The sequence below is a fragment of the Streptomyces sp. NPDC057428 genome (assembly GCF_042803195.1).
Lineage (GTDB): Bacteria > Actinomycetota > Actinomycetes > Streptomycetales > Streptomycetaceae > Streptomyces.
Map to the genome: position 1 here is coordinate 114,702 of NZ_JBHVCT010000006.1, position 23,355 is coordinate 138,056.

At 66.9% G+C, this 23,355-nt stretch carries 33 protein-coding genes; 28 read left to right on the forward strand and 5 right to left on the reverse strand.

The features are described from left to right. Positions 1-17 precede the first annotated feature (17 nt). Both fusA and tuf read left to right on the forward strand, forming a co-directional pair. Positions 18-2,147 carry an elongation factor G gene (gene fusA / locus ACFU5K_RS04355; protein ID WP_327115694.1) on the forward strand — a complete coding sequence of 710 codons (2,130 nt, stop codon included), beginning with the start codon at positions 18-20 and terminating at the stop codon, positions 2,145-2,147. 156 nt (positions 2,148-2,303) lie between these two features. Beyond that, the gene (gene tuf, locus ACFU5K_RS04360; RefSeq protein WP_327115692.1) at positions 2,304-3,497 is read left to right on the forward strand and encodes an elongation factor Tu; all 1,194 of its coding nucleotides are present in this window, start codon (positions 2,304-2,306) and stop codon (positions 3,495-3,497) included. Positions 3,498-3,687: 190 nt separating this feature from the next. Here tuf and ACFU5K_RS04365 read toward each other — a convergent pair whose 3' ends face one another. Continuing rightward, complete coding sequence (locus tag ACFU5K_RS04365; RefSeq protein ID WP_384056622.1) at positions 3,688-5,202, reverse strand: hypothetical protein; 1,515 nt, start codon at positions 5,200-5,202, stop codon at positions 3,688-3,690. A 234-nt stretch (positions 5,203-5,436) separates the two neighbouring features. Here ACFU5K_RS04365 and ACFU5K_RS04370 point away from each other — a divergent pair, with 234 nt between their 5' ends. Then, the gene (locus ACFU5K_RS04370) at positions 5,437-6,627 is read left to right on the forward strand and encodes a hypothetical protein (RefSeq protein WP_384056625.1); all 1,191 of its coding nucleotides are present in this window, start codon (positions 5,437-5,439) and stop codon (positions 6,625-6,627) included. A gap of 20 nt (positions 6,628-6,647) precedes the next feature. On the opposite strand, the gene ACFU5K_RS04375 is transcribed toward ACFU5K_RS04370, so the two are convergent. Together ACFU5K_RS04375 and ACFU5K_RS04380 are read right to left on the reverse strand one after the other, a co-directional pair. Continuing rightward, on the reverse strand, positions 6,648-7,805 hold the full coding sequence (locus ACFU5K_RS04375) for a helix-turn-helix domain-containing protein (RefSeq protein ID WP_384056628.1): 1,158 nt from the start codon (positions 7,803-7,805) through the stop codon (positions 6,648-6,650). A 312-nt stretch (positions 7,806-8,117) separates the two neighbouring features. After that, complete coding sequence (locus ACFU5K_RS04380) at positions 8,118-8,543, reverse strand: ATP-binding protein (protein WP_384056631.1); 426 nt, start codon at positions 8,541-8,543, stop codon at positions 8,118-8,120. A 168-nt stretch (positions 8,544-8,711) separates the two neighbouring features. Here ACFU5K_RS04380 and ACFU5K_RS04385 point away from each other — a divergent pair, with 168 nt between their 5' ends. Beyond that, the gene (locus ACFU5K_RS04385; protein ID WP_384056634.1) at positions 8,712-9,596 is read left to right on the forward strand and encodes a helix-turn-helix domain-containing protein; all 885 of its coding nucleotides are present in this window, start codon (positions 8,712-8,714) and stop codon (positions 9,594-9,596) included. Next, positions 9,593-9,796, forward strand: coding sequence for a DUF397 domain-containing protein (locus ACFU5K_RS04390; RefSeq protein WP_384056636.1), 204 nt, complete (start codon positions 9,593-9,595; stop codon positions 9,794-9,796). The genes ACFU5K_RS04385 and ACFU5K_RS04390 overlap by 4 nt, the downstream gene beginning before the upstream one ends. A gap of 24 nt (positions 9,797-9,820) precedes the next feature. Here ACFU5K_RS04390 and ACFU5K_RS04395 read toward each other — a convergent pair whose 3' ends face one another. Then, on the reverse strand, positions 9,821-9,952 hold the full coding sequence (locus tag ACFU5K_RS04395; protein ID WP_384056639.1) for a hypothetical protein: 132 nt from the start codon (positions 9,950-9,952) through the stop codon (positions 9,821-9,823). Positions 9,953-9,995: 43 nt separating this feature from the next. Continuing rightward, on the reverse strand, positions 9,996-10,880 hold the full coding sequence (locus ACFU5K_RS04400; RefSeq protein WP_384056642.1) for a hypothetical protein: 885 nt from the start codon (positions 10,878-10,880) through the stop codon (positions 9,996-9,998). Positions 10,881-11,420: 540 nt separating this feature from the next. Here ACFU5K_RS04400 and rpsJ point away from each other — a divergent pair. The 23 genes from rpsJ (at position 11,421) to ACFU5K_RS04515 (ending at position 23,307) form a co-directional block, all read left to right on the forward strand. Continuing rightward, positions 11,421-11,729, forward strand: a complete 309-nt coding sequence (rpsJ, locus tag ACFU5K_RS04405) for a 30S ribosomal protein S10 (protein WP_003948644.1) — start codon at positions 11,421-11,423, stop codon at positions 11,727-11,729. A 14-nt stretch (positions 11,730-11,743) separates the two neighbouring features. Continuing rightward, positions 11,744-12,388, forward strand: coding sequence for a 50S ribosomal protein L3 (gene rplC, locus ACFU5K_RS04410; protein WP_328905321.1), 645 nt, complete (start codon positions 11,744-11,746; stop codon positions 12,386-12,388). A gap of 4 nt (positions 12,389-12,392) precedes the next feature. Then, the gene (gene rplD, locus ACFU5K_RS04415) at positions 12,393-13,043 is read left to right on the forward strand and encodes a 50S ribosomal protein L4 (protein WP_384056646.1); all 651 of its coding nucleotides are present in this window, start codon (positions 12,393-12,395) and stop codon (positions 13,041-13,043) included. Continuing rightward, positions 13,043-13,381 carry a 50S ribosomal protein L23 gene (rplW, locus tag ACFU5K_RS04420; RefSeq protein ID WP_031096361.1) on the forward strand — a complete coding sequence of 113 codons (339 nt, stop codon included), beginning with the start codon at positions 13,043-13,045 and terminating at the stop codon, positions 13,379-13,381. Before rplD ends, rplW begins: the two co-directional genes overlap by 1 nt. 38 nt (positions 13,382-13,419) lie before the next feature. After that, positions 13,420-14,256 (forward strand): 50S ribosomal protein L2, encoded by an 837-nt coding sequence (gene rplB / locus ACFU5K_RS04425; protein WP_056796589.1) that lies wholly within the window; start codon positions 13,420-13,422, stop codon positions 14,254-14,256. Positions 14,257-14,268: 12 nt separating this feature from the next. Next, entirely contained in the window at positions 14,269-14,550 is a 282-nt protein-coding gene (rpsS, locus tag ACFU5K_RS04430; RefSeq protein ID WP_023539342.1) for a 30S ribosomal protein S19, read from the forward strand. Positions 14,551-14,592: 42 nt separating this feature from the next. Next, positions 14,593-14,940, forward strand: coding sequence for a 50S ribosomal protein L22 (gene rplV, locus ACFU5K_RS04435; protein ID WP_026290933.1), 348 nt, complete (start codon positions 14,593-14,595; stop codon positions 14,938-14,940). Then, entirely contained in the window at positions 14,940-15,779 is an 840-nt protein-coding gene (gene rpsC, locus ACFU5K_RS04440; protein ID WP_356532949.1) for a 30S ribosomal protein S3, read from the forward strand. Before rplV ends, rpsC begins: the two co-directional genes overlap by 1 nt. Before the next feature lie 5 nt (positions 15,780-15,784). Further along, on the forward strand, positions 15,785-16,204 hold the full coding sequence (gene rplP, locus ACFU5K_RS04445) for a 50S ribosomal protein L16 (RefSeq protein ID WP_014047785.1): 420 nt from the start codon (positions 15,785-15,787) through the stop codon (positions 16,202-16,204). Then, entirely contained in the window at positions 16,204-16,428 is a 225-nt protein-coding gene (gene rpmC, locus ACFU5K_RS04450; protein ID WP_033297602.1) for a 50S ribosomal protein L29, read from the forward strand. Before rplP ends, rpmC begins: the two co-directional genes overlap by 1 nt. Beyond that, positions 16,428-16,712, forward strand: a complete 285-nt coding sequence (gene rpsQ / locus ACFU5K_RS04455; protein WP_069171155.1) for a 30S ribosomal protein S17 — start codon at positions 16,428-16,430, stop codon at positions 16,710-16,712. The genes rpmC and rpsQ overlap by 1 nt, the downstream gene beginning before the upstream one ends. 100 nt (positions 16,713-16,812) lie before the next feature. Further along, positions 16,813-17,181, forward strand: coding sequence for a 50S ribosomal protein L14 (gene rplN, locus ACFU5K_RS04460; protein ID WP_003966950.1), 369 nt, complete (start codon positions 16,813-16,815; stop codon positions 17,179-17,181). Positions 17,182-17,183: 2 nt separating this feature from the next. Beyond that, positions 17,184-17,507, forward strand: coding sequence for a 50S ribosomal protein L24 (gene rplX, locus ACFU5K_RS04465; RefSeq protein ID WP_014047788.1), 324 nt, complete (start codon positions 17,184-17,186; stop codon positions 17,505-17,507). Then, entirely contained in the window at positions 17,507-18,064 is a 558-nt protein-coding gene (gene rplE / locus ACFU5K_RS04470) for a 50S ribosomal protein L5 (protein WP_384056651.1), read from the forward strand. Before rplX ends, rplE begins: the two co-directional genes overlap by 1 nt. 2 nt (positions 18,065-18,066) lie before the next feature. Then, positions 18,067-18,252, forward strand: a complete 186-nt coding sequence (locus tag ACFU5K_RS04475; RefSeq protein WP_003948630.1) for a type Z 30S ribosomal protein S14 — start codon at positions 18,067-18,069, stop codon at positions 18,250-18,252. A 223-nt stretch (positions 18,253-18,475) separates the two neighbouring features. Then, positions 18,476-18,874: a 30S ribosomal protein S8 gene (rpsH, locus tag ACFU5K_RS04480; protein ID WP_028439249.1), complete on the forward strand. Its 399-nt coding sequence runs from the start codon at positions 18,476-18,478 to the stop codon at positions 18,872-18,874. Positions 18,875-18,895: 21 nt separating this feature from the next. Next, positions 18,896-19,435, forward strand: coding sequence for a 50S ribosomal protein L6 (gene rplF, locus ACFU5K_RS04485; protein ID WP_384056655.1), 540 nt, complete (start codon positions 18,896-18,898; stop codon positions 19,433-19,435). Positions 19,436-19,438: 3 nt separating this feature from the next. Then, a complete protein-coding gene (gene rplR, locus ACFU5K_RS04490; RefSeq protein WP_069171153.1) occupies positions 19,439-19,822 on the forward strand; it encodes a 50S ribosomal protein L18 in 384 nt (127 codons plus the stop codon). A gap of 47 nt (positions 19,823-19,869) precedes the next feature. Then, positions 19,870-20,472 carry a 30S ribosomal protein S5 gene (rpsE, locus tag ACFU5K_RS04495; protein WP_014047793.1) on the forward strand — a complete coding sequence of 201 codons (603 nt, stop codon included), beginning with the start codon at positions 19,870-19,872 and terminating at the stop codon, positions 20,470-20,472. After that, entirely contained in the window at positions 20,472-20,654 is a 183-nt protein-coding gene (rpmD, locus tag ACFU5K_RS04500; protein WP_003966943.1) for a 50S ribosomal protein L30, read from the forward strand. Before rpsE ends, rpmD begins: the two co-directional genes overlap by 1 nt. A gap of 1 nt (position 20,655) precedes the next feature. Beyond that, positions 20,656-21,111: a 50S ribosomal protein L15 gene (gene rplO / locus ACFU5K_RS04505; RefSeq protein WP_014047794.1), complete on the forward strand. Its 456-nt coding sequence runs from the start codon at positions 20,656-20,658 to the stop codon at positions 21,109-21,111. A 220-nt stretch (positions 21,112-21,331) separates the two neighbouring features. After that, on the forward strand, positions 21,332-22,651 hold the full coding sequence (secY, locus tag ACFU5K_RS04510) for a preprotein translocase subunit SecY (RefSeq protein ID WP_384056660.1): 1,320 nt from the start codon (positions 21,332-21,334) through the stop codon (positions 22,649-22,651). Beyond that, positions 22,651-23,307 carry an adenylate kinase gene (locus ACFU5K_RS04515; RefSeq protein ID WP_384056663.1) on the forward strand — a complete coding sequence of 219 codons (657 nt, stop codon included), beginning with the start codon at positions 22,651-22,653 and terminating at the stop codon, positions 23,305-23,307. The genes secY and ACFU5K_RS04515 overlap by 1 nt, the downstream gene beginning before the upstream one ends. Positions 23,308-23,355: the final 48 nt, after the last annotated feature.

Consider the following 23,355-nt stretch of genomic DNA (forward strand, 5'->3'; position numbering starts at 1 on the left):
AGAGAAGATTGAGCCTTATGGCCACCACTTCGCTTGACCTGGCCAAGGTCCGCAACATCGGGATCATGGCCCACATCGACGCGGGCAAGACGACCACCACTGAGCGGATCCTCTTCTACACCGGCGTTTCGTACAAGATCGGTGAAGTCCACGACGGCGCAGCCACGATGGACTGGATGGAGCAGGAGCAGGAGCGCGGCATCACGATCACGTCGGCCGCGACGACCTGTCACTGGCCGCTCAATGATGTTGACCACACCATCAACATCATCGACACCCCCGGTCACGTCGACTTCACCGTCGAGGTGGAGCGTTCGCTCCGCGTCCTCGACGGTGCCGTCACCGTGTTCGACGGTGTGGCCGGCGTCGAGCCGCAGTCCGAGACCGTCTGGCGTCAGGCGGACCGCTACGGCGTGCCGCGTATCTGCTTCGTCAACAAGCTCGACCGCACCGGCGCCGAGTTCCACCGCTGTGTCGACATGATCGTCGACCGCCTCGGTGCGGTCCCGCTCGTCATGCAGCTCCCCATCGGCGCCGAAGCCGACTTCAAGGGCGTCGTCGACCTCGTGTCGATGAAGGCCTTCGTGTGGCCCGAAGAGGCCGCCAAGGGCGAGATGTACAACACCGTCGAGATCCCCGACACGCACAAGGAGGCCGCCGAGGAATGGCGCGGCAAGCTCCTTGAGGCCGTCGCGGAGAACGACGACCAGATGATGGAGCTGTACCTCGAGGGCAACGAGCCCACCGAGGAGCAGCTGCACGAGGCGATCCGTCGGATCACCCTCGCGTCGAAGGGCTCGGCCGACTCCGTCACCGTGACCCCCGTCTTCTGTGGCACCGCGTTCAAGAACAAGGGCGTCCAGCCCCTGCTCGACGCTGTCGTCCGCTACCTGCCTTCCCCCCTGGACGTCGAGGCCATCGAGGGCCACGACGTCAAGGACCCGGAGCTGGTCATCAAGCGCAAGCCTTCGGACGACGAGCCGTTCTCCGGCCTGGCGTTCAAGATCGCGAGTGACCCGCACCTGGGCAAGCTCACCTTCGTCCGGATCTACTCCGGTCGCCTCGAGGCCGGCACCGCGGTGCTGAACTCGGTCAAGGGCAAGAAGGAGCGCATCGGCAAGATCTACCGCATGCACGCGAACAAGCGTGAGGAGATCGCGTCGGTGGGCGCCGGTGACATCGTCGCCGTCATGGGCCTGAAGCAGACCACCACGGGTGAGACGCTGTCCGACGACAAGAACCCGGTGATCCTGGAGTCCATGGACTTCCCGGCGCCGGTCATTCAGGTCGCCATCGAGCCCAAGTCCAAGGGTGACCAGGAGAAGCTGGGTGTCGCCATCCAGCGCCTCTCGGAGGAGGACCCCTCCTTCCAGGTGCACTCCGACGAGGAGACCGGCCAGACCATCATCGGTGGTATGGGCGAGCTTCACCTCGAGGTGCTCGTCGACCGCATGAAGCGCGAGTTCCGCGTCGAGGCGAACGTCGGCAAGCCCCAGGTCGCTTACCGCGAGACGATCCGCAAGACCGTCGAGCGCATCGACTACACGCACAAGAAGCAGACTGGTGGTACCGGCCAGTTCGCGAAGGTGCAGATCGCCCTCGAGCCCATCGAGGGTGGCGACGCCTCCTACGAGTTCGTCAACAAGGTCACCGGTGGCCGCATCCCCCGTGAGTACATTCCCTCGGTGGACGCGGGTGCTCAGGAAGCCATGCAGTTCGGCATCCTGGCCGGTTACGAGATGGTCGGCGTCCGCGTCACCCTTCTCGACGGTGGTTACCACGAGGTCGACTCCTCGGAGCTCGCCTTCAAGATCGCCGGTTCGCAGGCGTTCAAGGAGGGTGCCCGCAAGGCGTCCCCCGTGCTCCTCGAGCCGATGATGGCCGTCGAGGTCACCACGCCCGAGGACTACATGGGCGATGTCATCGGCGACCTCAACTCCCGCCGTGGCCAGATCCAGGCCATGGAGGAGCGCAGCGGCGCTCGCGTCGTGAAGGGCCTCGTGCCCCTCTCGGAGATGTTCGGCTACGTCGGAGACCTCCGCAGCAAGACCTCGGGTCGCGCAAGCTACTCGATGCAGTTCGACTCCTACGCCGAGGTTCCGCGGAACGTCGCCGAGGAGATCATCGCGAAGGCCAAGGGCGAGTAACTCTTCCGAGCTCACGCTTTAGGCTTGTCACCGGAGCCGGTCGGGCATTCGTCGTCGCGCGCAAGTGCGCGGCGGATGCCTCCGGAACCGGCATTCCAGCAAAGATCACCTGGCGCCGATGAAGCAAGGCGTACAGAACCACTCAGGAGGACCCCAGTGGCGAAGGCAAAGTTCGAGCGGACTAAGCCGCACGTCAACATCGGCACCATCGGTCACATTGACCACGGTAAGACGACCCTCACGGCCGCCATTACCAAGGTGCTGCACGACGCGTACCCGGACCTGAACGAGGCCTCGGCCTTCGACCAGATCGACAAGGCTCCTGAGGAGCGTCAGCGCGGTATCACGATCTCGATCGCGCACGTCGAGTACCAGACGGAGTCGCGTCACTACGCGCACGTCGACTGCCCGGGTCACGCCGACTACATCAAGAACATGATCACGGGTGCGGCGCAGATGGACGGCGCCATCCTCGTGGTCGCGGCCACCGACGGCCCGATGCCGCAGACCAAGGAGCACGTGCTCCTGGCCCGCCAGGTAGGCGTGCCGTACATCGTCGTCGCCCTGAACAAGGCCGACATGGTGGACGACGAGGAGATCCTGGAGCTCGTCGAGCTCGAGGTTCGTGAGCTCCTCTCCGAGTACGAGTTCCCGGGCGACGACCTTCCGGTCGTCAAGGTCTCGGCGCTCAAGGCCCTCGAGGGCGACGCGGAGTGGGGCAAGACCGTTCTCGACCTGATGAAGGCCGTCGACGAGTCCATCCCGCAGCCCGAGCGTGACGTCGAGAAGCCGTTCCTCATGCCGATCGAGGACGTCTTCACGATCACCGGTCGCGGTACGGTCGTCACCGGCCGCATCGAGCGTGGTGTCCTGAAGGTCAACGAGACCGTCGACATCGTCGGTATCAAGACCGAGAAGACCACCACCACGGTCACCGGCATCGAGATGTTCCGCAAGCTGCTCGACGAGGGCCAGGCCGGTGAGAACGTCGGTCTGCTCCTCCGTGGCATCAAGCGCGAGGACGTCGAGCGCGGCCAGGTCATCATCAAGCCGGGTTCGGTCACGCCGCACACGGAGTTCCAGGCGCAGTCCTACATCCTGTCGAAGGACGAGGGTGGCCGTCACACCCCGTTCTTCAACAACTACCGCCCGCAGTTCTACTTCCGTACCACGGACGTGACGGGCGTTGTGACCCTTCCCGAGGGCACCGAGATGGTCATGCCGGGTGACAACACCCTCATGGACGTCGCGCTGATCCAGCCGGTCGCCATGGAAGAGGGCCTGAAGTTCGCCATCCGTGAGGGTGGCCGGACCGTGGGCGCCGGCCAGGTCACCAAGATCATCAAGTAATTACTTGATCGTCTGACCTGGTTGCTCCTCACTGAGCACCAGAAGGGCCCCGTACCTCTCGCGAGAGAGGTACGGGGCCCTTCGCCGTACCCGGCGTCGTCATCGGATGAACGGGCGGACTCTTGCACCACTGCAGACTGACGTCACTGCAACCGCGTCACCGGTGCGCGACGGACGGTCGCGGTCCGGGTCAGCCGGTCACGGCCGCCGTGACCGTCGCGATCAGGGCCAGCGCCGGCTGCGCGATGTCCGCCGCGCCCGACAGCAGTTCCCGAAGGCGCTCCGCACGCAGCCGGAAGGCGCCGACGTCCGGCTCGCCGGAGAGCGTGGCCAGGTCGTGCACCGCCTGCGCGGCCTCGTCGCGCTCGGTGTCGGAGAGTTCGGTGCTGGAGAGGGTCAGCCCGAGCAGCTGCCGTAGGTCGTCGGCGCACAGCGCGGTTCCGTGCTGGTTCTGGAAGTCCTGGATGACCGTGTCCTTGGGGCGGTTGACGAACGTCGTGTTCTGCCCGGTGAAGTTGAAGTTCTCCGTCATGGTGGCCCCCGAAGTGAGAATGACCTTGCAGTTGTTGAGCTGATACCCGGTGTGGGGCGGGGGAGTCGGCTTCAGCGCGGCGCTGATGGCGCGCTGGGCCTCCGCGACCCGGGCGAACGCCTCCTCGTCCCGGTCACGGGCGCTACGGAGCAGCAGGTCGCGCAGCACCGTGGGACCGTCGGCCCGCGTCCCGGCCCGCGCGTCCTGGTACTCCAGCCGTCCGTCCCCGGTGCCGGGCTGTCCGTCCAGGGCCTCGGCGATGCGGCCGAACAGGGTGCGGAAGTAGTGGGGCGTGGCCTCCTCGACCGGGAAGACGACCTTCTGTTTCCCCCAGGGCAGGTCGGCCCGTCCGTTGAACAGGACGAGGCAGGGCAGGAGCGCGGGGTCCACCTTCAGCAGCGAGGCGATCCTGTAGGCACCCTGCGGGTCGTACGGCTGCCAGCGCAGCCATTGCATCGGCGCCAGCACCTGGTACAGCTCCGGTTCGAGGTGCCTGCGCCAGTAGCGCCGTGCGTCGGCCCACGGAGTCCGGCGCTCCATCACGAAGACGCGGGTCGTGGGGCCGGAGAGCGCGTCGAGGTCCTCGTAGTGGGTACGGACGTACGTCGCCAGCCCGGTGTCCACGGACGTGTAGAGGAGGACGCCCCACAGCATGCCGCCGCTGTCGGGGGCAGCACCCTGCATCGCAAGCTGCATGTGTTCCAGCAGGGCGGCGGGGTTGGGGCTGCGGGCAAGCCTGTACATGCTCTCGGCCGGGCGCTCGACGCACAGGACGATCAGGTCGCCGTCGGCCAGACCGTACGCGTCGAGCGTCAGCCGGGGGTCGAGCCTCTCGTCCGTGGCGGGGTCCGCCAGCCAGGTGCGCAGCACCCCGTCGTCCCAGGGGAACACCGGCTCGTACGCGCGCTCGGGCTCGGCCACCCCTCTGCGCCTGGCTTCACCGAGAGCGGCGGCCAGGCACTTGGCCACGGTCGCTGAAGGCTCCACGGACATCTCGAACGCCCGGCCCAGGACGGCCTCGTGCAGGTCGTGCCACCGGGTCGAGCCGTCCACCGCCGTACGGGGCGCGGCGGCGAAGGGCGCCAGCGCGTTCATGCGGCGAGCCGCCTTGTTTCCGTACGGGCCGTGGAACGCGGAGAAGTCGCCCTCGACCACGTCGATCAGCAGACGCACCCGGCCTCCCCCTCTGGACGCGCTCACCCTAGCGGTCTTCCCCGTACGACGACATGCGGGCCGATCGGCGGCCGGCGCAGAGAGATCGTCCCTGCCGGGGGAGTCGGCGAGTGCGGGGATACCCGAGATCCCCTCGGGTCCATCACAACAGCGTCACGGAGTGTTCGTTTCGCTTGTCCTTGATCGCGTACGTGGCGTGAGGTTGAGCTGACGACGTGAGGAAGTGGACAGGCAGTGAGCACAAGCACGCCACCCGGAGAGCACTCGGAACGCCCCGATGAGGGACCGGCCGTCTCCGACGAGCAGTGGGCGGAACTGGTCGCGCAGGCGGGCACGGCCGACGCCCCGAAGGAGCCGTCGGCCCGCGCACGGATGGTCGCCGCCCGGCTGCGCGCACGGGACGAGGACGCCGAACGCGCCCGGGGCGGCGCACGGAGTTGGGGCAGGAAGCCCGCACAGGCCGAACCGTGGCAGCCCGAGGGCTGGCGGACCGGCCCCGCGTGGCAGGAGCTGAACGGCCGCTCGCAGAAGCGGCGGCGTCTCGCGGGCACCCTGGGTTTCGTCGCCGTCCTGGGGGTGCTCGTGATCGCCATGCGCCCGAGCCTGGTGACGGACCACCTGCCCGGAGCGAATCCGTTCGTGGACACGCTTCCGCTGCCTGCCGAGACCGCGCCGCCCACCGCCGCACCGCCCGGCGGCCCCGGCCCCGGCCGCCGTCCGACGCTGCGGGAACCGTTCCGCGGGTCGCCCGCGCTCCGCTGGGCGGACGGCGCCGAGGGGATCGAGATCCCGGAGGCGAAGGCGGCCGGCGGCATGAGCAAGGAGCAGGTCGGCGACGCCCTGCGTGCCACCCGCCGTCTCCTCGTCGTCGCGAACCTCGATCCGTCCACCCTCCGAGGTGAGAAGCCGGCCGATGCGCTGAAGCTGCTCGATCCGCAGCAGGAGGACGGCCGGGAGCTGCTGGAGCGGTCGCTGGCCGAACCGGGCGAGAAGGACGACCCGCTGATGATGTTCACCCGCTTCGACCCGGACGAGGCCCGGCAGGCCGGTGACGTCGTCAAGGTGCGGGGCCGTATGACCTTCGAAGGGGGACGGCCGGGCTCCGTGGAGGTGCACTCCGACTACACCTTCGTCTACCCGGTGGTGAAGCCGGGCGGAGACGAGGTGGCGCGCACGATCGTGCGGCGCCGGCTGACGACCGTGCTGTACGACCCGGAGCGCTTCCTCGCGGCGCCCGGCAAGCTTGCGCTCCTGCGCTATGAATCCCGCATCGGCAACACCGAGTGCGATGTGTACGACGGTCTTCTGCACCCCCGCTTCGACAGCGACCTTTCGGTGCGGGAGACCCCCGGAGACGTGGTGGACCCCTACGATCGCCGTGGGTGGCCGGACCAGGAAGGCTGCTCCACGGTCAGCCGCACCTGACCGGCTGACCGCAAGCCCGTTCAGGCGGCCGTGCTCGATCCGTACCCGCAGTCACGGCAGTGGCCCGGAGTGCGCGAGCGGAAGGCGCGGTCGCAGCGGTCGCAGTTCTGCATCGGGATGACGATCGTGCCGGGGCGGACGGCCACGAGTTCCCGAGCGTCCGGCAGCGGAGGCGGGAGCAAAGCCGTGATCCGGTGGCGCAGGAGCTTGGCCGGGTGCTTCAGGGGCACGGGCAGATCCGCCGTGAGCGCCTGCCGGATCGTGTCGGGACGGGCGTCGCGCTCCAGCCAGGCGGCGACACCCGGGGCGAGCATCCCGATGTCCCCCTCCGACAGCGTGAGCCGCGGCGACAGGCGGCGGAGATCCGCCAGGAGCGCGGTGGCCACGCGCTGGAACTCGGGGCAGGCCGTCTGCGGGCGGGGCATCGGGGGAGGTGGCACAGGCCGTGCGGTCGGCGCCGGTACGGGTACGGGTGTCGGTACGGGCACGGGTGCGATCGGTGGTGCCTCGACCTGGCCGGAGACGGCGGCCTGGCAGGGTTCGGGCTGTGCGGGCAGCGGGGCGGCCGAAGCGAGAGGGTCCGCCAGGAGGACCGGCACGCTCTCGACCGGCGCCGCAGGTTCACTACGCCGCCCGCTCCCCGGAGGCACGGGCTCGGCCGGACACGCGGGATAGGCCCGAAGCACGGGCTCGGCCGGTGGCTTAGGCGTGCGGTGCCTCCCGCTCCGGGGCGCCCTCGGGGCGACCGGTGCCGACGCGGTGCCGCGCCTCGTGCCGCCGGGACGCGGGCGCGCGGTGGCGGGCGCGGCGGCTCCCGGCTGGTTGTAGGAGACGGTACGCGTGCAGATGCGGCCGTCCGGCAGCCGGAAGCGGCTGCGGTGCAGATAGCCGGAGGCCTCCAGCTCCCGCAGGGCGGCGGCGATGCGGACCTCGCTCTCGGGGAACCGCTCGGCGAGACGCTTGATGCCGATCCTGGCTCCGGCGGGCAGCGACTGGATGTGCACGGCCAGCCCGATCGCGACCAGGGACAGCGCCCGGTGCTGACTGAGGTGATTGCCGATCACGGTGAAGGCCGCGGTGTGCCGGACGGTGACGTGAATGACCCCGGCTGACGGTGTGTGTCCCCCGGAGACGGGGGACGGGGCGCACGGGGGCGCGCTAACCTGCTTGGTACCCATGGGGAAGCCTTTTTCTTCTCGGTGGTCAGGCCCTCGACCGGGATGCCAGTCCCGTCGGGGGCCGTCGCATGTCTGCGGTGGCCGCATGTCTGCGATTGTCGCGGCGAGCATATGACAGCCAACCCATGGCAAATCCAGCCCAGTTGCCATATGTCACCCGTGCGAGTGACCGGGCGGGATCGGGGTCGGGTCTGGTCGGGGAGGGTTGTTTCCCCAAGTCCTCAAAAGCTTTAGGCGTCGTGCGCCACCGGGACGTGGTCCACCGGGTCGTGGTTCGCCGGGACGTGGTCCGCCGCGACCCGGTGCGAGTGGTCACGGTGAGAGGTCCAGCTCTGCCCAGACCGTCTTGCGCGGCACGGGCCCGGAGGTCACGCCCCAGCGGTCGGCCAGCGCCTCCACGATCAGCAGGCCACGCCCGGTTCCGGCGTCTCGTGCGGGGGCCGCGGTCCGTGGCAGAGCCTCGCCACGGGCGTCGGTGACCTCGATCCGTAGCCGCCCGCCGTGCAGGACCGTCAGACCCAGCCGGAAGTCCCGGCCCGGCACGCGACCGTGCAGCACGGCGTTGGACGCCAGCTCCGCGACGATCTGCGCGGCCGCCTCCACGGGTAGTCCCCAGGCGCCCAGGTGGGCCACGGCCAGCAGGCGTGCGAGCCGGGCACCCCGCCGGGTGGGGGAGAGCAGCACGGTGAAGGCGTGGACGGGAGCGGAACGCACGGTTCGGGTGATTTCTCGACTCATGTCACTCAGCGTGGTCGGTTCGTGGCTACTCTCGGAAGGGATGGCGCCCGTGCGGAGAGCGCTTGTCCGGCCGCGACCCGGCGCTGTGCGGTGCTGTCCGGCCTCGGTGCCGTGCCGCAGTGGTGGCGGCCACCGTTGGGTCCGAGGGCACGACAGAGGGGGGCGGGTATGGACGGGGACACGGGGGGACCGGCGCGCACCGGGGCTGACGCGGACAGCGCGCACGGTTCCCGCTGGGACAGCGGCCTGGAGGACGACTCCGGCGCGGTCATGAAGACCGTCGGCCGGCAGATCAAGCTGTGGCGGGAGGCGGCCGGTCTGCGGCAGTCGGAACTGGGCGCCGCCATCGGGTACAACGAGGAGATGGTGTCCTGCGTCGAGCGCGGCAGACGCGCCCCGAAACCGGAGTTCCTCGACAGCGCCGACAGGATCCTGGGCGCGGCAGGGAAGATCGCGGCGATGCGGGGCGACGTCGCCGAGGCCCGGTACCCCAGGAAGGTGCGTGACCTGGCCCGGGTCGAGCGGGAGGCGGTGGAGCTCGGCGCCTACGGCAACCACAACGTGCACGGCCTGCTCCAGACGGAGGAGTACGCCCGAGCGCTGTTCGAGATGAGACGGCCCGCCCTCTCACCGGACGACCTGGACCGCTTCGTCTCCGCCCGGCTGGCCCGCCAGGAGATCTTCACGCGCACGCCCCTGGTGACGCTCACCTTCGTACAGGAGGAGGTCACGCTGCGGCGTCCGCTCGGGGGACGGGCGTTGCTGCGCCGCCAGCTCGAACACCTGCTGAACGTGGCGCAGTTGAGGCACGTCGAGTTCCAGGTGATGCCGACGGACCGGGAGGACCACGCCGGGATGGGCGGGCAGCTTCAGCTACTGAGGCTCAAGGACGGGACGGCGATCGGGTATTCCGAAGCCCAGCTCACCACTCGCCTGGTGTCCGAGCCGAAGGAGGCGCACCTTCTCGAACTCAGGTATGGAATCATCCGGGCGCAGGCTCTCAGTCCCCGGGAGTCGCTGGCCTTCGTCGAGAAAGCGCTGGGTGAGACATGAGCATCAGGTCCTCCGGAGACGCCTCCGGGCCGGAGTGGTTCAAGAGCAGCTACAGCGGAAGCGACAACAACGACTGTGTCGAGGTGGCCAGGGTCTCGGGCGCGGTGAGCGTGCGCGACTCCAAGGATGCGCCGGGCCCCGTGATCGGCATCGGTGCGCGGGCGTGGAGCCGATTCGTGGCGTACGCGGCGGCCGGCTGACCCCCGGAGGCCCGGGTCCGCCGATCACGCGCGGGGCGGGCGGACCATATATACGTCGACCGGGTCCTCGCCCTCCACGGTGAATCCGTGGCGGGCGTACAGGCCATCGGAGGCGGCGGGGCGAAGGCTCCAGCTCCGGACGGTGCCCGTCGACATGGGCGGATTCAATCAGCCGGGCGCGTGCCGATGCGGAAGCGTCTCAGCCTTCCTGGAACAGGTCCGCGGCCGAGGAAGCGCTGAGGGCCAGGATCAGATAGCGGTCGAGGGCGCCGGTGTCGGTGCATTCCCTGATGCGGTCGCTGATCTCACTGCTCACGGCGATCCCGCGCTGCTTCAGTACCTGCACCACGGCCTCCGCTTTGCCTTCGGCCTTGCCTTCGGCCTTACCTTCGGCACGCAGTCGCTGTGAGGATTCCGAGCGGAAGAAAGACAGGTCCACAGCCATGAGGTCCCTCCAGATCTGAGCGGCCGGGGAATTGCCCAGCCCGAGTTCGGTGAGCTCGCCGAAGATGACCGCTGTCTCTTCGTCGAGGGTCTTCAACGCGGTGGCCAGCGCTTCGAGTATGGCAGGCGCATTCGGGTCTTTACCATGTGTAATCGCCGAGAAGGTGGCGAGCGGGACATCGCGTGCGGCCACCGAGGGGTCGGTCACGGCGGGCACGTTGTGTGGACCGAGCACCAGCGGCCGGACCGTGAGCGAGGCCCATTCCGGTGGACCGATGTGAATGGGCCTCGCCGCCCACCGGGCCGTGGGTTCGTCCTGGCAGACGACGAGCAGCACAGGGGCGATGCCGTACTTGGCGTTGAGATGGGCCAGGTAGTAGGTCCAACTGCTCGGCTTGGACGGGTCCTTCCTCCCTTGGGACTCGACGGCCAGCAGGTAGGGCCTGCCGTCGGCCGTCTCCACCCGCAGCAGAGTGTCGAGGCGGCGTTCCAGAGGCTGGATCTCGGTGAGGTCGGTGGTGAGGACCGAGACGTCCACGGTGTCCGGGAAGGGGATGCCCAGGGTCCTGAACGTCCTGGTGAAGATGCCCGGATCTTCCTGGAAGATCCGGTGCATCGCCTCGTGCGATGAGTTGACCATGGTCGAAAGCTAGGCCCGCCGCCTATGTGGCATATGCCGAAGGGGGCGCCGGTGGCCCGAAAGGGCGATCCCTCGAACGGTCGGCCGGGTGTCCCGAACGGACGGCCGGACGTCCCGAACGGTGGTTCCGCAGCTCACCGATGGGTGTCCGCGTTTGACCGGTCCCTCGCAGGGGGTAAGATCCCGGACCCGATTGGCCAGGCCTGGGAACCGTATGGCACACTAGCCAGGTTGCTCGGTTGAGTGTCAATGCTGCACGCCTCCCGCCGGGAGGACCGGAAGCGAGTCCCACAGTACTCGTCGACCCCCAGGGTCGGACGTACGGGAATCTTTCGGGAAGTTCAGCAGGGCGCAGACCAGGCACCCGGTGGGTGTTTTACCCCCGGCCGCGAGGTCTCAGGCCCGCACCCCCTTGGTTGGGATTTCCTTCGGGAGATTTTCGTAGAGGGGATGCGACACGCCCGACCGCGTGGGTCGGAGGTGGAGTTGTTAGAACTCCCGGGTTCCAGAGCGTTATGAGAGACAGGACTACTAGTAGCCATGGCGGGACAGAAGATCCGCATCCGGCTCAAGGCCTACGACCACGAGGTCATCGACTCCTCGGCGAAGAAGATCGTCGAGACGGTGACCCGCACTGGTGCGTCGGTCGCAGGCCCGGTGCCGCTGCCCACTGAGAAGAACGTGTACTGCGTCATCAAGTCGCCGCACAAGTACAAGGACTCTCGCGAGCACTTCGAGATGCGCACGCACAAGCGCCTCATCGACATCCTCGACCCCACGCCGAAGACGGTTGACTCGCTGATGCGCCTCGACCTGCCGGCCGGCGTCGACATCGAGATCAAGCTCTGAGGGGACGGGCCGAGATGAGCAAGAACATCAAGGGCGTCCTGGGCGAGAAGCTCGGCATGACCCAGGTCTGGGACGAGAACAACCGGGTTGTCCCGGTGACCGTCGTCAAGGCCGGGCCGTGCGTCGTGACGCAGGTTCGTACGAACGACAGCGACGGCTACGAGTCGGTCCAGATCGCCTTCGGCGAGATCGACCCGCGCAAGGTGAACAAGCCCCTCAAGGGCCACTTCGCCAAGGCCGACGTGACCCCGCGCCGCCACCTGGTGGAGCTCCGCACCCCTGACTCCAGCGAGTACACGCTGGGCCAGGAGATCACTGCCGAGGTGTTCGAGTCCGGCGTCAAGGTTGACGTCACGGGCAAGAGCAAGGGCAAGGGCTTCGCCGGTGTCATGAAGCGTCACAACTTCAAGGGCCTCGGCGCCGGCCACGGCGTCCAGCGCAAGCACCGTTCCCCCGGTTCGATCGGTGGCTGCGCCACCCCTGGGCGTGTCTTCAAGGGCATGCGCATGGCCGGCCGGATGGGTAACGAGCGCGTCACCACCCAGAACCTGACCATCCACGCGGTTGACGCGGAGAAGGGTCTGCTCCTCATCAAGGGCGCGGTCCCCGGTCCGAACGGCGGCCTCGTCCTGGTCCGTACCGCGGCCAAGGGGGCTTGAGGTAATGAGCACCATTGCAATCCTTTCGCCGGCAGGCGACAAGGCCGGTACCGTCGAGCTCCCCGCGGAGATCTTCGACGCGAAGACCAGCGTTCCGCTGATCCACCAGGTCGTTGTCGCACAGCTGGCAGCTGCCCGTCAGGGCACGCACAAGACCAAGCGTCGCGGCGAAGTCCGTGGTGGCGGCCGCAAGCCTTACCGCCAGAAGGGCACCGGCCGCGCGCGCCAGGGTTCGACCCGCGCGCCGCAGTTCGCAGGCGGTGGCGTCGTCCACGGCCCGCAGCCGCGCGACTACTCGCAGCGCACCCCGAAGAAGATGAAGGCCGCCGCCCTGCGCGGTGCCCTCTCCGACCGGGCGCGTCACTCCCGCATCCACGTCGTCACCGGCGTGGTCGAGGGTGGAGTTTCCACGAAGGCCGCCAAGACGCTGTTCGGCAAGATCTCGGAGCGCGCCAACCTGCTCCTGGTCGTCGACCGCGCCGACGAGGCCGCGTGGCTGTCCGCACGCAACCTGCCCCAGGTGCACATCCTGGAGCCGGGCCAGCTGAACACGTACGACGTGATCGTCTCTGACGACGTGGTCTTCACCCAGGCCGCTTTCGAGTCCTTCGTGTCTGGCCCCCAGACCGCTGAGACCGAAGGGAGCGACGCCTGATGAGCGAGGCGACCGTTACCAGCTCGACCATCACGAGCAAGACCTACTCGGACCCGCGTGACGTTCTCGTCAAGCCGGTCGTGTCCGAGAAGAGCTATGCGCTGCTCGACGAGAACAAGTACACGTTCATCGTCGCGCCCGGCTCCAACAAGACCCAGATCAAGCAGGCCGTGGAAGCGGTCTTCTCGGTCAAGGTCACCGGGGTCAACACGATCAACCGGCAGGGCAAGCGCAAGCGGACCAAGACCGGCTTCGGCAAGCGCGCTGACACCAAGCGCGCCATCGTGACCCTCGCCGAGGGCGACCGTATCGACATCTTCGGCGGCCCGACCTCCTAGTGAGGTCGAGTCGTCCGGAATCGGACGAGGACTGAGAAATGGGTATCCGCAAGTACAAGCCGACGACCCCGGGCCGTCGTGGCTCCAGCGTCGCCGACTTTGTCGAGATCACGCGGTCCACGCCGGAGAAGTCGCTGGTCCGCCCCCTGCACAGCAAGGGCGGCCGTAACAACGCCGGTCGTGTGACCGTTCGCCACCAGGGCGGTGGCCACAAGCGCGCCTACCGAGTGATCGACTTCCGTCGTCACGACAAGGACGGCGTGCCGGCCAAGGTCGCGCACATCGAGTACGACCCGAACCGCACCGCGCGCATCGCGCTGCTGCACTACGCGGACGGCGAGAAGCGTTACATCGTCGCCCCCCGTGGTCTGTCGCAGGGTGACCGCGTCGAGAACGGTCCGACCGCAGACATCAAGCCGGGCAACAACCTGGCGCTGCGCAACATCCCGGTCGGTACGACCATCCACGCCATCGAGCTGCGGCCCGGCGGCGGCGCGAAGTTCGCCCGTTCCGCTGGTGCTTCCGTGCAGCTGCTGGCGAAGGAGGGCACGATGGCCCACCTTCGTATGCCTTCCGGAGAGATCCGGCTGGTCGACGCCCGCTGCCGCGCCACCATCGGTGAGGTCGGCAACGCCGAGCAGTCGAACATCAACTGGGGCAAGGCCGGCCGTATGCGCTGGAAGGGCGTTCGCCCGACCGTCCGCGGTGTCGCGATGAACCCGGTTGACCACCCGCACGGTGGTGGTGAAGGCAAGACCTCCGGTGGACGTCACCCGGTCTCGCCGTGGGGTCAGAAGGAGGGTCGTACTCGCTCGCCGAAGAAGGCATCGAGCAAGTACATCGTCCGCCGCCGCAAGACGAACAAGAAGCGCTAGGAGCGGGTTTAGATGCCGCGCAGTCTCAAGAAGGGGCCCTTCGTCGACGGCCACCTCATCAAGAAGGTGGACGTACAGAACGAGGCAGGCACCAAGAACGTCATCAAGACCTGGTCCCGTCGCTCGATGATCATCCCGGCCATGCTGGGTCACACCATCGCGGTGCACAACGGCAAGATCCACGTCCCGGTGTTCGTCACCGAGTCGATGGTCGGCCACAAGCTCGGCGAGTTCTCGCCGACTCGCACCTTCCGCGGCCACGTCAAGGACGACCGGAAGTCGAAGCGCCGCTAACGCGGGGTGGAAACGACTATGACTCACACCGAAGGGACAACCATGGAAGCCAGGGCCCAGGCGCGGTACATCCGCGTCACGCCCATGAAGGCCCGCCGCGTGGTGGACCTCATCCGTGGCATGGATGCCACGGAGGCTCAGGCGGTCCTGCGTTTCGCCCCGCAGGCCGCGAGCGTGCCGGTTGGCAAGGTGCTTGACAGCGCCATCGCCAACGCTGCACACAACTACGACCACCCTGACGCCTCTTCGCTGGTCATCAGCGAGGCGTACGTGGACGAGGGCCCGACCCTGAAGCGGTTCCGTCCGCGTGCTCAGGGCCGTGCCTACCGGATCCGTAAGCGGACCAGCCACATCACCGTGGTCGTCAGCAGCAAGGAAGGAACCCGGTAATGGGCCAGAAGGTTAACCCGCATGGGTTCCGGCTCGGCATTACCACGGACTTCAAGTCCCGTTGGTACGCCGACAAGCTGTACAAGGACTACGTCAAGGAAGACGTTGCCATTCGTCGCATGATGACGAAGGGCATGGAGCGGGCCGGCATCTCCAAGGTGGAGATCGAGCGCACCCGTGACCGCGTCCGCGTTGACATCCACACCGCCCGCCCGGGCATCGTCATCGGTCGCCGTGGCGCCGAGGCCGACCGCATCCGTGGCGAGCTGGAGAAGCTGACCGGCAAGCAGGTCCAGCTGAACATCCTCGAGGTCAAGAACCCCGAGGTGGACGCTCAGCTGGTGGCCCAGGCCGTCGCCGAGCAGCTCTCCTCCCGCGTCTCCTTCCGTCGTGCCATGCGTAAGAGCATGCAGAGCACGATGAAGGCCGGCGCCAAGGGCATCAAGATCCAGTGCGGTGGCCGCCTCGGCGGCGCCGAGATGTCCCGCTCGGAGTTCTACCGCGAGGGCCGCGTGCCCCTGCACACGCTCCGTGCGAACGTGGACTACGGCTTCTTCGAGGCCAAGACGACCTTCGGCCGCATCGGTGTGAAGGTCTGGATCTACAAGGGCGACGTCAAGAACATCGCCGAGGTTCGCGCCGAGAACGCCGCGGCCCGCGCCGGCAACCGTCCGGCTCGTGGCGGCACTGACCGCCCGGCCGGCCGCGGTGGTGGCCGTGGTGGCGAGCGTGGCGGCCGCGGCCGCAAGCCGCAGCAGTCCGCGCCGGCAGCGGAGGCCCCCAAGGCCGACGCTCCCGCCGCAGCTGCTCCGGCTGAGAGCACCGGAACGGAGGCCTGACCGAAATGCTGATCCCCCGTAGGGTCAAGCACCGCAAGCAGCACCACCCGAAGCGCAGCGGTATGTCCAAGGGTGGCACGCAGGTTGCGTTCGGCGAGTACGGCATCCAGGCGCTGACCCCGGCGTACGTGACGAACCGCCAGATCGAGGCAGCTCGTATCGCGATGACCCGCCACATCAAGCGTGGCGGCAAGGTCTGGATCAACATCTACCCGGACCGCCCCCTGACGAAGAAGCCCGCCGAGACCCGCATGGGTTCCGGTAAGGGTTCTCCCGAGTGGTGGATCGCGAACGTCAAGCCCGGTCGGGTGATGTTCGAGCTGTCCTACCCGAACGAGAAGATTGCTCGTGAGGCGCTCACCCGCGCTGCTCACAAGCTTCCGATGAAGTGCCGGATCGTTCGGCGCGAGGCAGGTGAGTCGTGATGTCGGCCGGTACCAAGGCGTCCGAGCTGCGCGAGCTGGGCGGCGAGGAGCTCCTCAACAAGCTCCGCGAGGCCAAGGAAGAGCTGTTCAACCTCCGCTTCCAGGCGGCGACCGGACAGCTCGAGAACCACGGTCGGCTCAAGTCCGTCCGTAAGGACATCGCCCGGATCTACACCCTGATGCGTGAGCGCGAGCTGGGCATCGAGACGGTGGAGAGCGTCTGATGAGCGAGAAGACTGTGACTGAGACCAACACCGACCGCGGTTTCCGCAAGACCCGTGAGGGTCTGGTCGTCAGCGACAAGATGGACAAGACCGTCGTCGTCGCTGTCGAGGACCGCGTCAAGCACGCGCTGTACGGCAAGGTCATCCGCCGTACGAACAAGCTCAAGGCCCACGACGAGCAGAACGCTGCAGGCGTCGGCGACCGCGTTGTCATCATGGAGACGCGTCCGCTGTCCGCCACGAAGCGCTGGCGCATCGTCGAGATCCTCGAGAAGGCCAAGTAATCCCTGAGGGGGTCTCCCCTCAGGACAGTTCCGCCAGGCTCGGCGGGGGCTCCTTCACCGGAGCCCCCGCCGGGAACCGGCAGACGATCAGGAGATAGACGTGATCCAGCAGGAGTCGCGACTGCGCGTCGCCGACAACACGGGTGCGAAGGAAATTCTCACCATCCGTGTTCTCGGTGGCTCGGGTCGCCGCTACGCGGGCATCGGTGACGTCATCGTCGCCACCGTCAAGGACGCGATCCCCGGTGGCAACGTGAAGAAGGGTGACGTCGTCAAGGCCGTCATCGTTCGCACCGTCAAGGAGCGCCGTCGCCAGGATGGCTCGTACATCCGCTTCGACGAGAACGCCGCTGTCATTCTCAAGAACGACGGCGACCCCCGCGGCACCCGTATCTTCGGCCCGGTGGGCCGAGAGCTGCGCGAGAAGAAGTTCATGAAGATCATCTCGCTCGCGCCGGAGGTGCTGTAAGCATGAAGATCAAGAAGGGCGACCTGGTTCAGGTCATCACCGGTAAGGACAAGGGCAAGCAGGGCAAGGTCATCGTTGCCTTCCCCGCTCAGGACCGCGTCCTCGTCGAGGGTGTCAACCGGGTCAAGAAGCACACCAAGGCCGGTCAGACGGCTCGCGGCTCGCAGACCGGTGGCATTGTCACCACCGAGGCCCCGATTCACGTCAGCAACGTACAGCTGGTCGTGGAGAAGGACGGCAACAAGGTCGTCACCCGCGTCGGCTACCGCTTTGACGACGAGGGCAAGAAGATCCGCGTTGCCAAGCGGACCGGTGAGGACATCTGATGACGACCACCACTGCGCCGCGTCTCAAGACGCGCTACCGCGAGGAAATCGCCGGCAAGCTGCGTGAGGAGTTCTCCTACGAGAACGTCATGCAGGTTCCCGGTCTGGTCAAGATCGTGGTCAACATGGGTGTGGGCGACGCCGCCCGCGACTCCAAGCTGATCGATGGTGCCGTCAGGGACCTCACGACGATCACCGGCCAGAAGCCCGCCGTCACGAAGGCCCGCAAGTCGATCGCGCAGTTCAAGCTGCGTGAGGGGCAGCCGATCGGCTGCCACGTCACCCTTCGCGGTGACCGCATGTGGGAGTTCCTGGACCGTACGCTGTCGCTCGCGCTTCCGCGTATCCGTGACTTCCGCGGCCTGTCGCCGAAGCAGTTCGACGGCCGTGGCAACTACACCTTCGGTCTCACGGAGCAGGTCATGTTCCACGAGATCGACCAGGACAAGATCGACCGGGTCCGGGGCATGGACATCACCGTGGTCACCACGGCTGCCAACGACGACGAGGGTCGTGCCCTGCTTCGTCACCTCGGCTTCCCGTTCAAGGAGAACTGACCGTGGCGAAGAAGGCTCTGATCGCTAAGGCCGCCCGTAAGCCGAAGTTCGGCGTGCGCGGGTACACCCGCTGCCAGCGCTGCGGCCGGCCCCACTCCGTTTACCGCAAGTTCGGCCTGTGCCGCGTGTGCCTTCGTGAGATGGCTCACCGTGGCGAGCTGCCGGGCGTGACCAAGAGCTCCTGGTAACTCTCCTTCGCCCCTAGGGGCTTGGGAGGACCAGAAAGCTCTCGGTAAGTATCTGGTCGGCAGGAGCCCCGCCTTTCATGCCGTAGGCTTGAAGGGTTGGGCGCCTGCCGCCCTGACCGACTTACTACGCCGTAGGTCCCCGCACCGCACCCGTCCCGCCACTGAGTGGGGAGAGGGATGGCGCATACAGGAAACCCCGGCGAGAGAGGCCGAAGGCCAACTCATGACCATGACTGATCCCATCGCAGACATGCTCACGCGTCTGCGTAACGCGAACTCGGCGTATCACGACGATGTCGCAATGCCGCACAGCAAGATCAAGTCGCACATCGCGGAGATCCTCCAGCAGGAGGGCTTCATCACCGGCTGGAAGGTCGAGGACGCCGAGGTCGGCAAGAACCTCGTCCTCGAGCTGAAGTTCGGGCCCAACCGCGAGCGTTCGATCGCCGGCATCAAGCGCATTTCGAAGCCGGGTCTGCGTGTATACGCAAAGTCCACCAATCTGCCGAAGGTTCTCGGCGGCCTGGGCGTGGCGATCATCTCCACGTCCCACGGTCTCCTGACCGGCCAGCAGGCCAGCAAGAAGGGCGTAGGTGGGGAAGTCCTCGCCTACGTCTGGTAGTCGGGAACGGAGGAATAGCTCATGTCGCGAATCGGCAAGCTCCCCATCCAGGTTCCCGCCGGTGTGGACGTCACCATCGATGGCCGCACGGTCGCGGTGAAGGGCCCCAAGGGTTCCCTCACGCACACCGTCGCAGCGCCGATCGAGGTCACCAAGGGTGAGGACGGCGTGCTCAACGTCGTCCGCCCGAACGACGAGCGTCAGAACAAGGCCCTTCACGGCCTGTCCCGCACGCTGGTGGCGAACATGATCACCGGCGTGACCGCGGGATACAGCAAGGCGCTCGAGATCAGCGGTGTCGGTTATCGCGTCCAGGCGAAGGGCTCCAACCTGGAGTTCGCCCTGGGCTACAGCCACCCGATCCTCATCGAGGCCCCCGAGGGCATCACCTTCAAGGTCGAGTCGCCCACGAAGTTCAGTGTCGAGGGCATCGACAAGCAGAAGGTCGGCGAGGTCTCGGCGAAGATCCGCAAGCTGCGGAAGCCCGACCCGTACAAGGCCAAGGGCGTCAAGTACGCCGGCGAGGTTATCCGCCGCAAGGTCGGAAAGGCGGGTAAGTAAGCCATGGCATACGGTGTAAAGATCGCCAAGGGCGACGCCTACAAGCGTGCCGCCCTCAAGCGCCGCCACATCCGCGTGCGCAAGCACATCTCCGGTTCGCCGGAGCGGCCGCGCCTGGTTGTGACGCGTTCCAACCGCCACATGGTGGCTCAGGTCATCGACGACATCGCGGGCCACACGCTCGCGTCGGCGTCGACCCTGGACGCTTCCATCCGCGGTGGCGAGGGTGACAAGAGCACCCTGGCCAAGCAGGTCGGCGCACTTGTCGCCGAGCGCGCCAAGGCCGCAGGCGTCGAGGCCGTCGTGTTTGACCGCGGTGGTAACCAGTACGCCGGGCGGATTGCCGCTCTGGCTGACGCCGCCCGTGAAGCCGGGCTGAAGTTCTAAGCCCCGGTTCCTACGCACAGCGGACGTAACAGAGAGAGGTAAATCCAATGGCTGGACCCCAGCGCCGCGGAAGCGGTGCCGGTGGCGGCGAGCGGCGGGACCGGAAGGGCCGTGACGGTGGCGCTGCCGCCGAGAAGACCGCGTACGTCGAGCGTGTCGTCGCGATCAACCGCGTCGCCAAGGTAGTGAAGGGTGGTCGTCGCTTCAGCTTCACCGCGCTGGTCGTGGTGGGCGATGGTGACGGCACCGTCGGTGTCGGATACGGCAAGGCCAAGGAAGTTCCCGCGGCCATCGCCAAGGGCGTCGAAGAGGCCAAGAAGAGCTTCTTCAAGGTCCCGCGTATCCAGGGCACCATCCCTCACCCGATCCAGGGCGAGAAGGCTGCGGGCGTCGTTCTGCTCAAGCCTGCTTCCCCCGGTACCGGTGTTATCGCCGGTGGCCCGGTGCGCGCCGTTCTCGAGTGCGCCGGCGTTCACGACATCCTGTCGAAGTCGCTCGGTTCCTCGAACCCGATCAACATCGTGCACGCGACCGTGGCGGCCCTCCAGGGCCTGCAGCGTCCCGAGGAGATCGCGGCCCGCCGCGGTCTGCCCCTCGAGGACGTCGCCCCCGCGGCTCTGCTTCGTGCACGTGCGGGAGCGGGTGCGTAATGGCTCGCCTCAAGATCACGCAGACGAAGTCGTACATCGGCAGCAAGCAGAACCACCGCGACACCCTGCGTTCGCTCGGGCTCAAGCGCCTGAACGACTCGGTTGTCAAGGAGGACCGCCCCGAGTTCCGCGGAATGGTTCACACCGTCCGCCACCTCGTGACGGTTGAGGAGGTTGACTGACATGGCGGAGAACAGCCCGCTGAAGGCCCACAACCTCCGGCCTGCCCCGGGCGCCAAGACCGCCAAGACCCGTGTGGGTCGTGGTGAGGCGTCCAAGGGTAAGACCGCAGGCCGTGGTACCAAGGGTACGAAGGCTCGTTACCAGGTTCCGGAGCGCTTCGAGGGCGGGCAGATGCCCCTCCACATGCGTCTCCCGAAGCTCAAGGGCTTCAAGAACCCGTTCCGCACGGAGTACCAGGTCGTGAACCTGGACAAGCTCGCGACGCTCTACCCCGAGGGTGGAGAGGTCACGGTGGCCGACCTGGTCGCCAAGGGCGCCGTGCGTAACAACCACCTCGTCAAGGTCCTCGGACAGGGCGAGATCTCCGTGGCGCTGCAGGTTTCGGTTGACGCCGTCTCCGGCTCCGCCAAGGAGAAGATTGCCGCTGCCGGCGGCACCGTCACCGAACTCGTCTAGGACAACACGGACAAGACGGTGGTCTGAACATCCGACCGGGGATGCCTCTCATATGGGGCATCCCCGGTTGGTCGTTCCTAGGGGGGCATGTCCGCCGGTAAGGTGGCCTCCACTGCTGTGGTAAGTCCCGGGCGAACGCCCGGGGTTCTTCCCACTGTTTCTAATCGTCGATCCTCAAGACCGTCACCTCACGCTTTGCGCGGGGGTCGCAGGAGGCACCGTGCTCACCGCGTTCGCCCGGGCGTTCAAGACGCCCGACCTGCGCAAGAAGCTGCTCTTCACGCTCGGCATCATCGTGCTCTACCGTCTCGGGGCACACATTCCCGTACCGGGGGTGAGCTACGAAAACGTCCAGATTTGTGTTGACCAGGCAAGCAAGGGCAACAACAGCCTCTTCGGCCTGGTGAACATGTTCAGCGGTGGTGCACTGCTGCAGATCACGATCTTCGCGCTCGGAATCATGCCGTACATCACGGCCAGCATCATTCTTCAGCTGCTGACCGTCGTCATCCCCAGGCTCGAAGCCCTCAAGAAGGAGGGGCAGTCGGGCACGGCCAAGATCACGCAGTACACGCGTTATCTGACCGTCGCGCTGGCCATCCTCCAGGGTACCGGGCTGGTGGCAACCGCCCGTAGTGGCGCACTGTTCAGCGGCTGCCCCGTGGCCGACCAGATCGTCCCGAACCGGTCGATCTTCACGACCGTCGTCATGGTCATCACCATGACCGCCGGTACCGCCGCAGTCATGTGGCTCGGTGAGCTCATCACGGACCGCGGCATCGGCAACGGCATGTCGATCCTCATGTTCATCTCGATCGCCGCCAGCTTCCCCGGCGCCCTGTGGGCCATCAAGCAGAGCGGCAAGCTGGCCGACGGCTGGATCGAGTTCATCACAGTCATCGTCATCGGCTTCGTGATGGTCGCGCTGGTCGTCTTCGTCGAGCAGGCTCAGCGCCGGGTCCCCGTGCAGTACGCGAAGCGCATGATCGGGCGCCGGTCGTACGGCGGTACGTCCACGTACATCCCGCTGAAGGTGAACCAGGCGGGTGTGATTCCCGTCATCTTCGCTTCTTCGCTGCTCTACATCCCTGCTTTGATCGTTCAGTTCTCCAACTCCACCTCGGGCTGGGCGACCTGGATTCAGAACCACTTCGTCAAGGGCGACCACCCGTACTACATCGCGACGTACTTCCTGCTGATCGTGTTCTTCGCATTCTTCTATGTGGCGATCTCGTTCAACCCCGAGGAAGTCGCGGACAACATGAAGAAGTATGGTGGCTTCATCCCGGGTATCCGGGCAGGTCGACCTACTGCCGAGTACTTGAGCTACGTGCTCAACCGGATCACTTGGCCGGGCTCGCTGTACCTGGGTCTCATCGCTCTTGTGCCGACAGTGGCGTTGGCAGGCTTCGGTGGTGCCAACCAGAACTTCCCGTTCGGCGGGACGAGCATCCTGATCATCGTGGGTGTGGGTCTGGAGACCGTGAAGCAGATCGAGAGTCAGCTCCAGCAGCGCAATTACGAAGGGTTCCTCCGCTGATGCGAATCGTCCTCGTCGGGCCGCCCGGTGCCGGCAAGGGAACGCAGGCTGCGTTCCTTGCCAGGAATCTCTCGATTCCGCACATCTCCACGGGCGACCTCTTCCGCGCCAACATCAGCCAGGGCACGGACCTTGGCAAGCAGGCCCGCGCCTTCATGGACGCAGGCCGGCTGGTGCCGGACGAAGTCACCATCGCCATGGCCAAGGACCGTATGTCCCAGCCGGACGCCGAGAACGGCTTCCTGCTGGACGGCTTCCCGCGCAACGTGGGCCAGGCCGTCGCGCTTGACGAGATGCTTCACAGCGAGGGCGTCGAGCTGGACGCGGTTCTCGACCTGGAGGTCCCCGAGGACGAGGTGGTCAAGCGCATCGCCGGCCGCCGCATCTGCCGTAACGACAGCGCTCACGTCTTCCACGCCACGTACAACCCGCCGAAGACCGAGGGCGTCTGCGACGTCTGCGGCGGCGAGCTGTACCAGCGTGACGACGACACCGAGGAGACCGTTCGTACGCGTCTCGAGGTCTACCACACGCAGACCGAGCCGATCATCGACTACTACCGGTCCCAGGGCCTCGTGGTGACGATCTCGGCGCTCGGCAAGGTCACCGAGGTGACCGAGCGGGCCATGCAGGCCCTCGAGAAGTCCGAGGGCTGAGTTCCACCCCCGTTCCATCAGTGCAGCCGGCCGCGGCGCCCTCAGGGC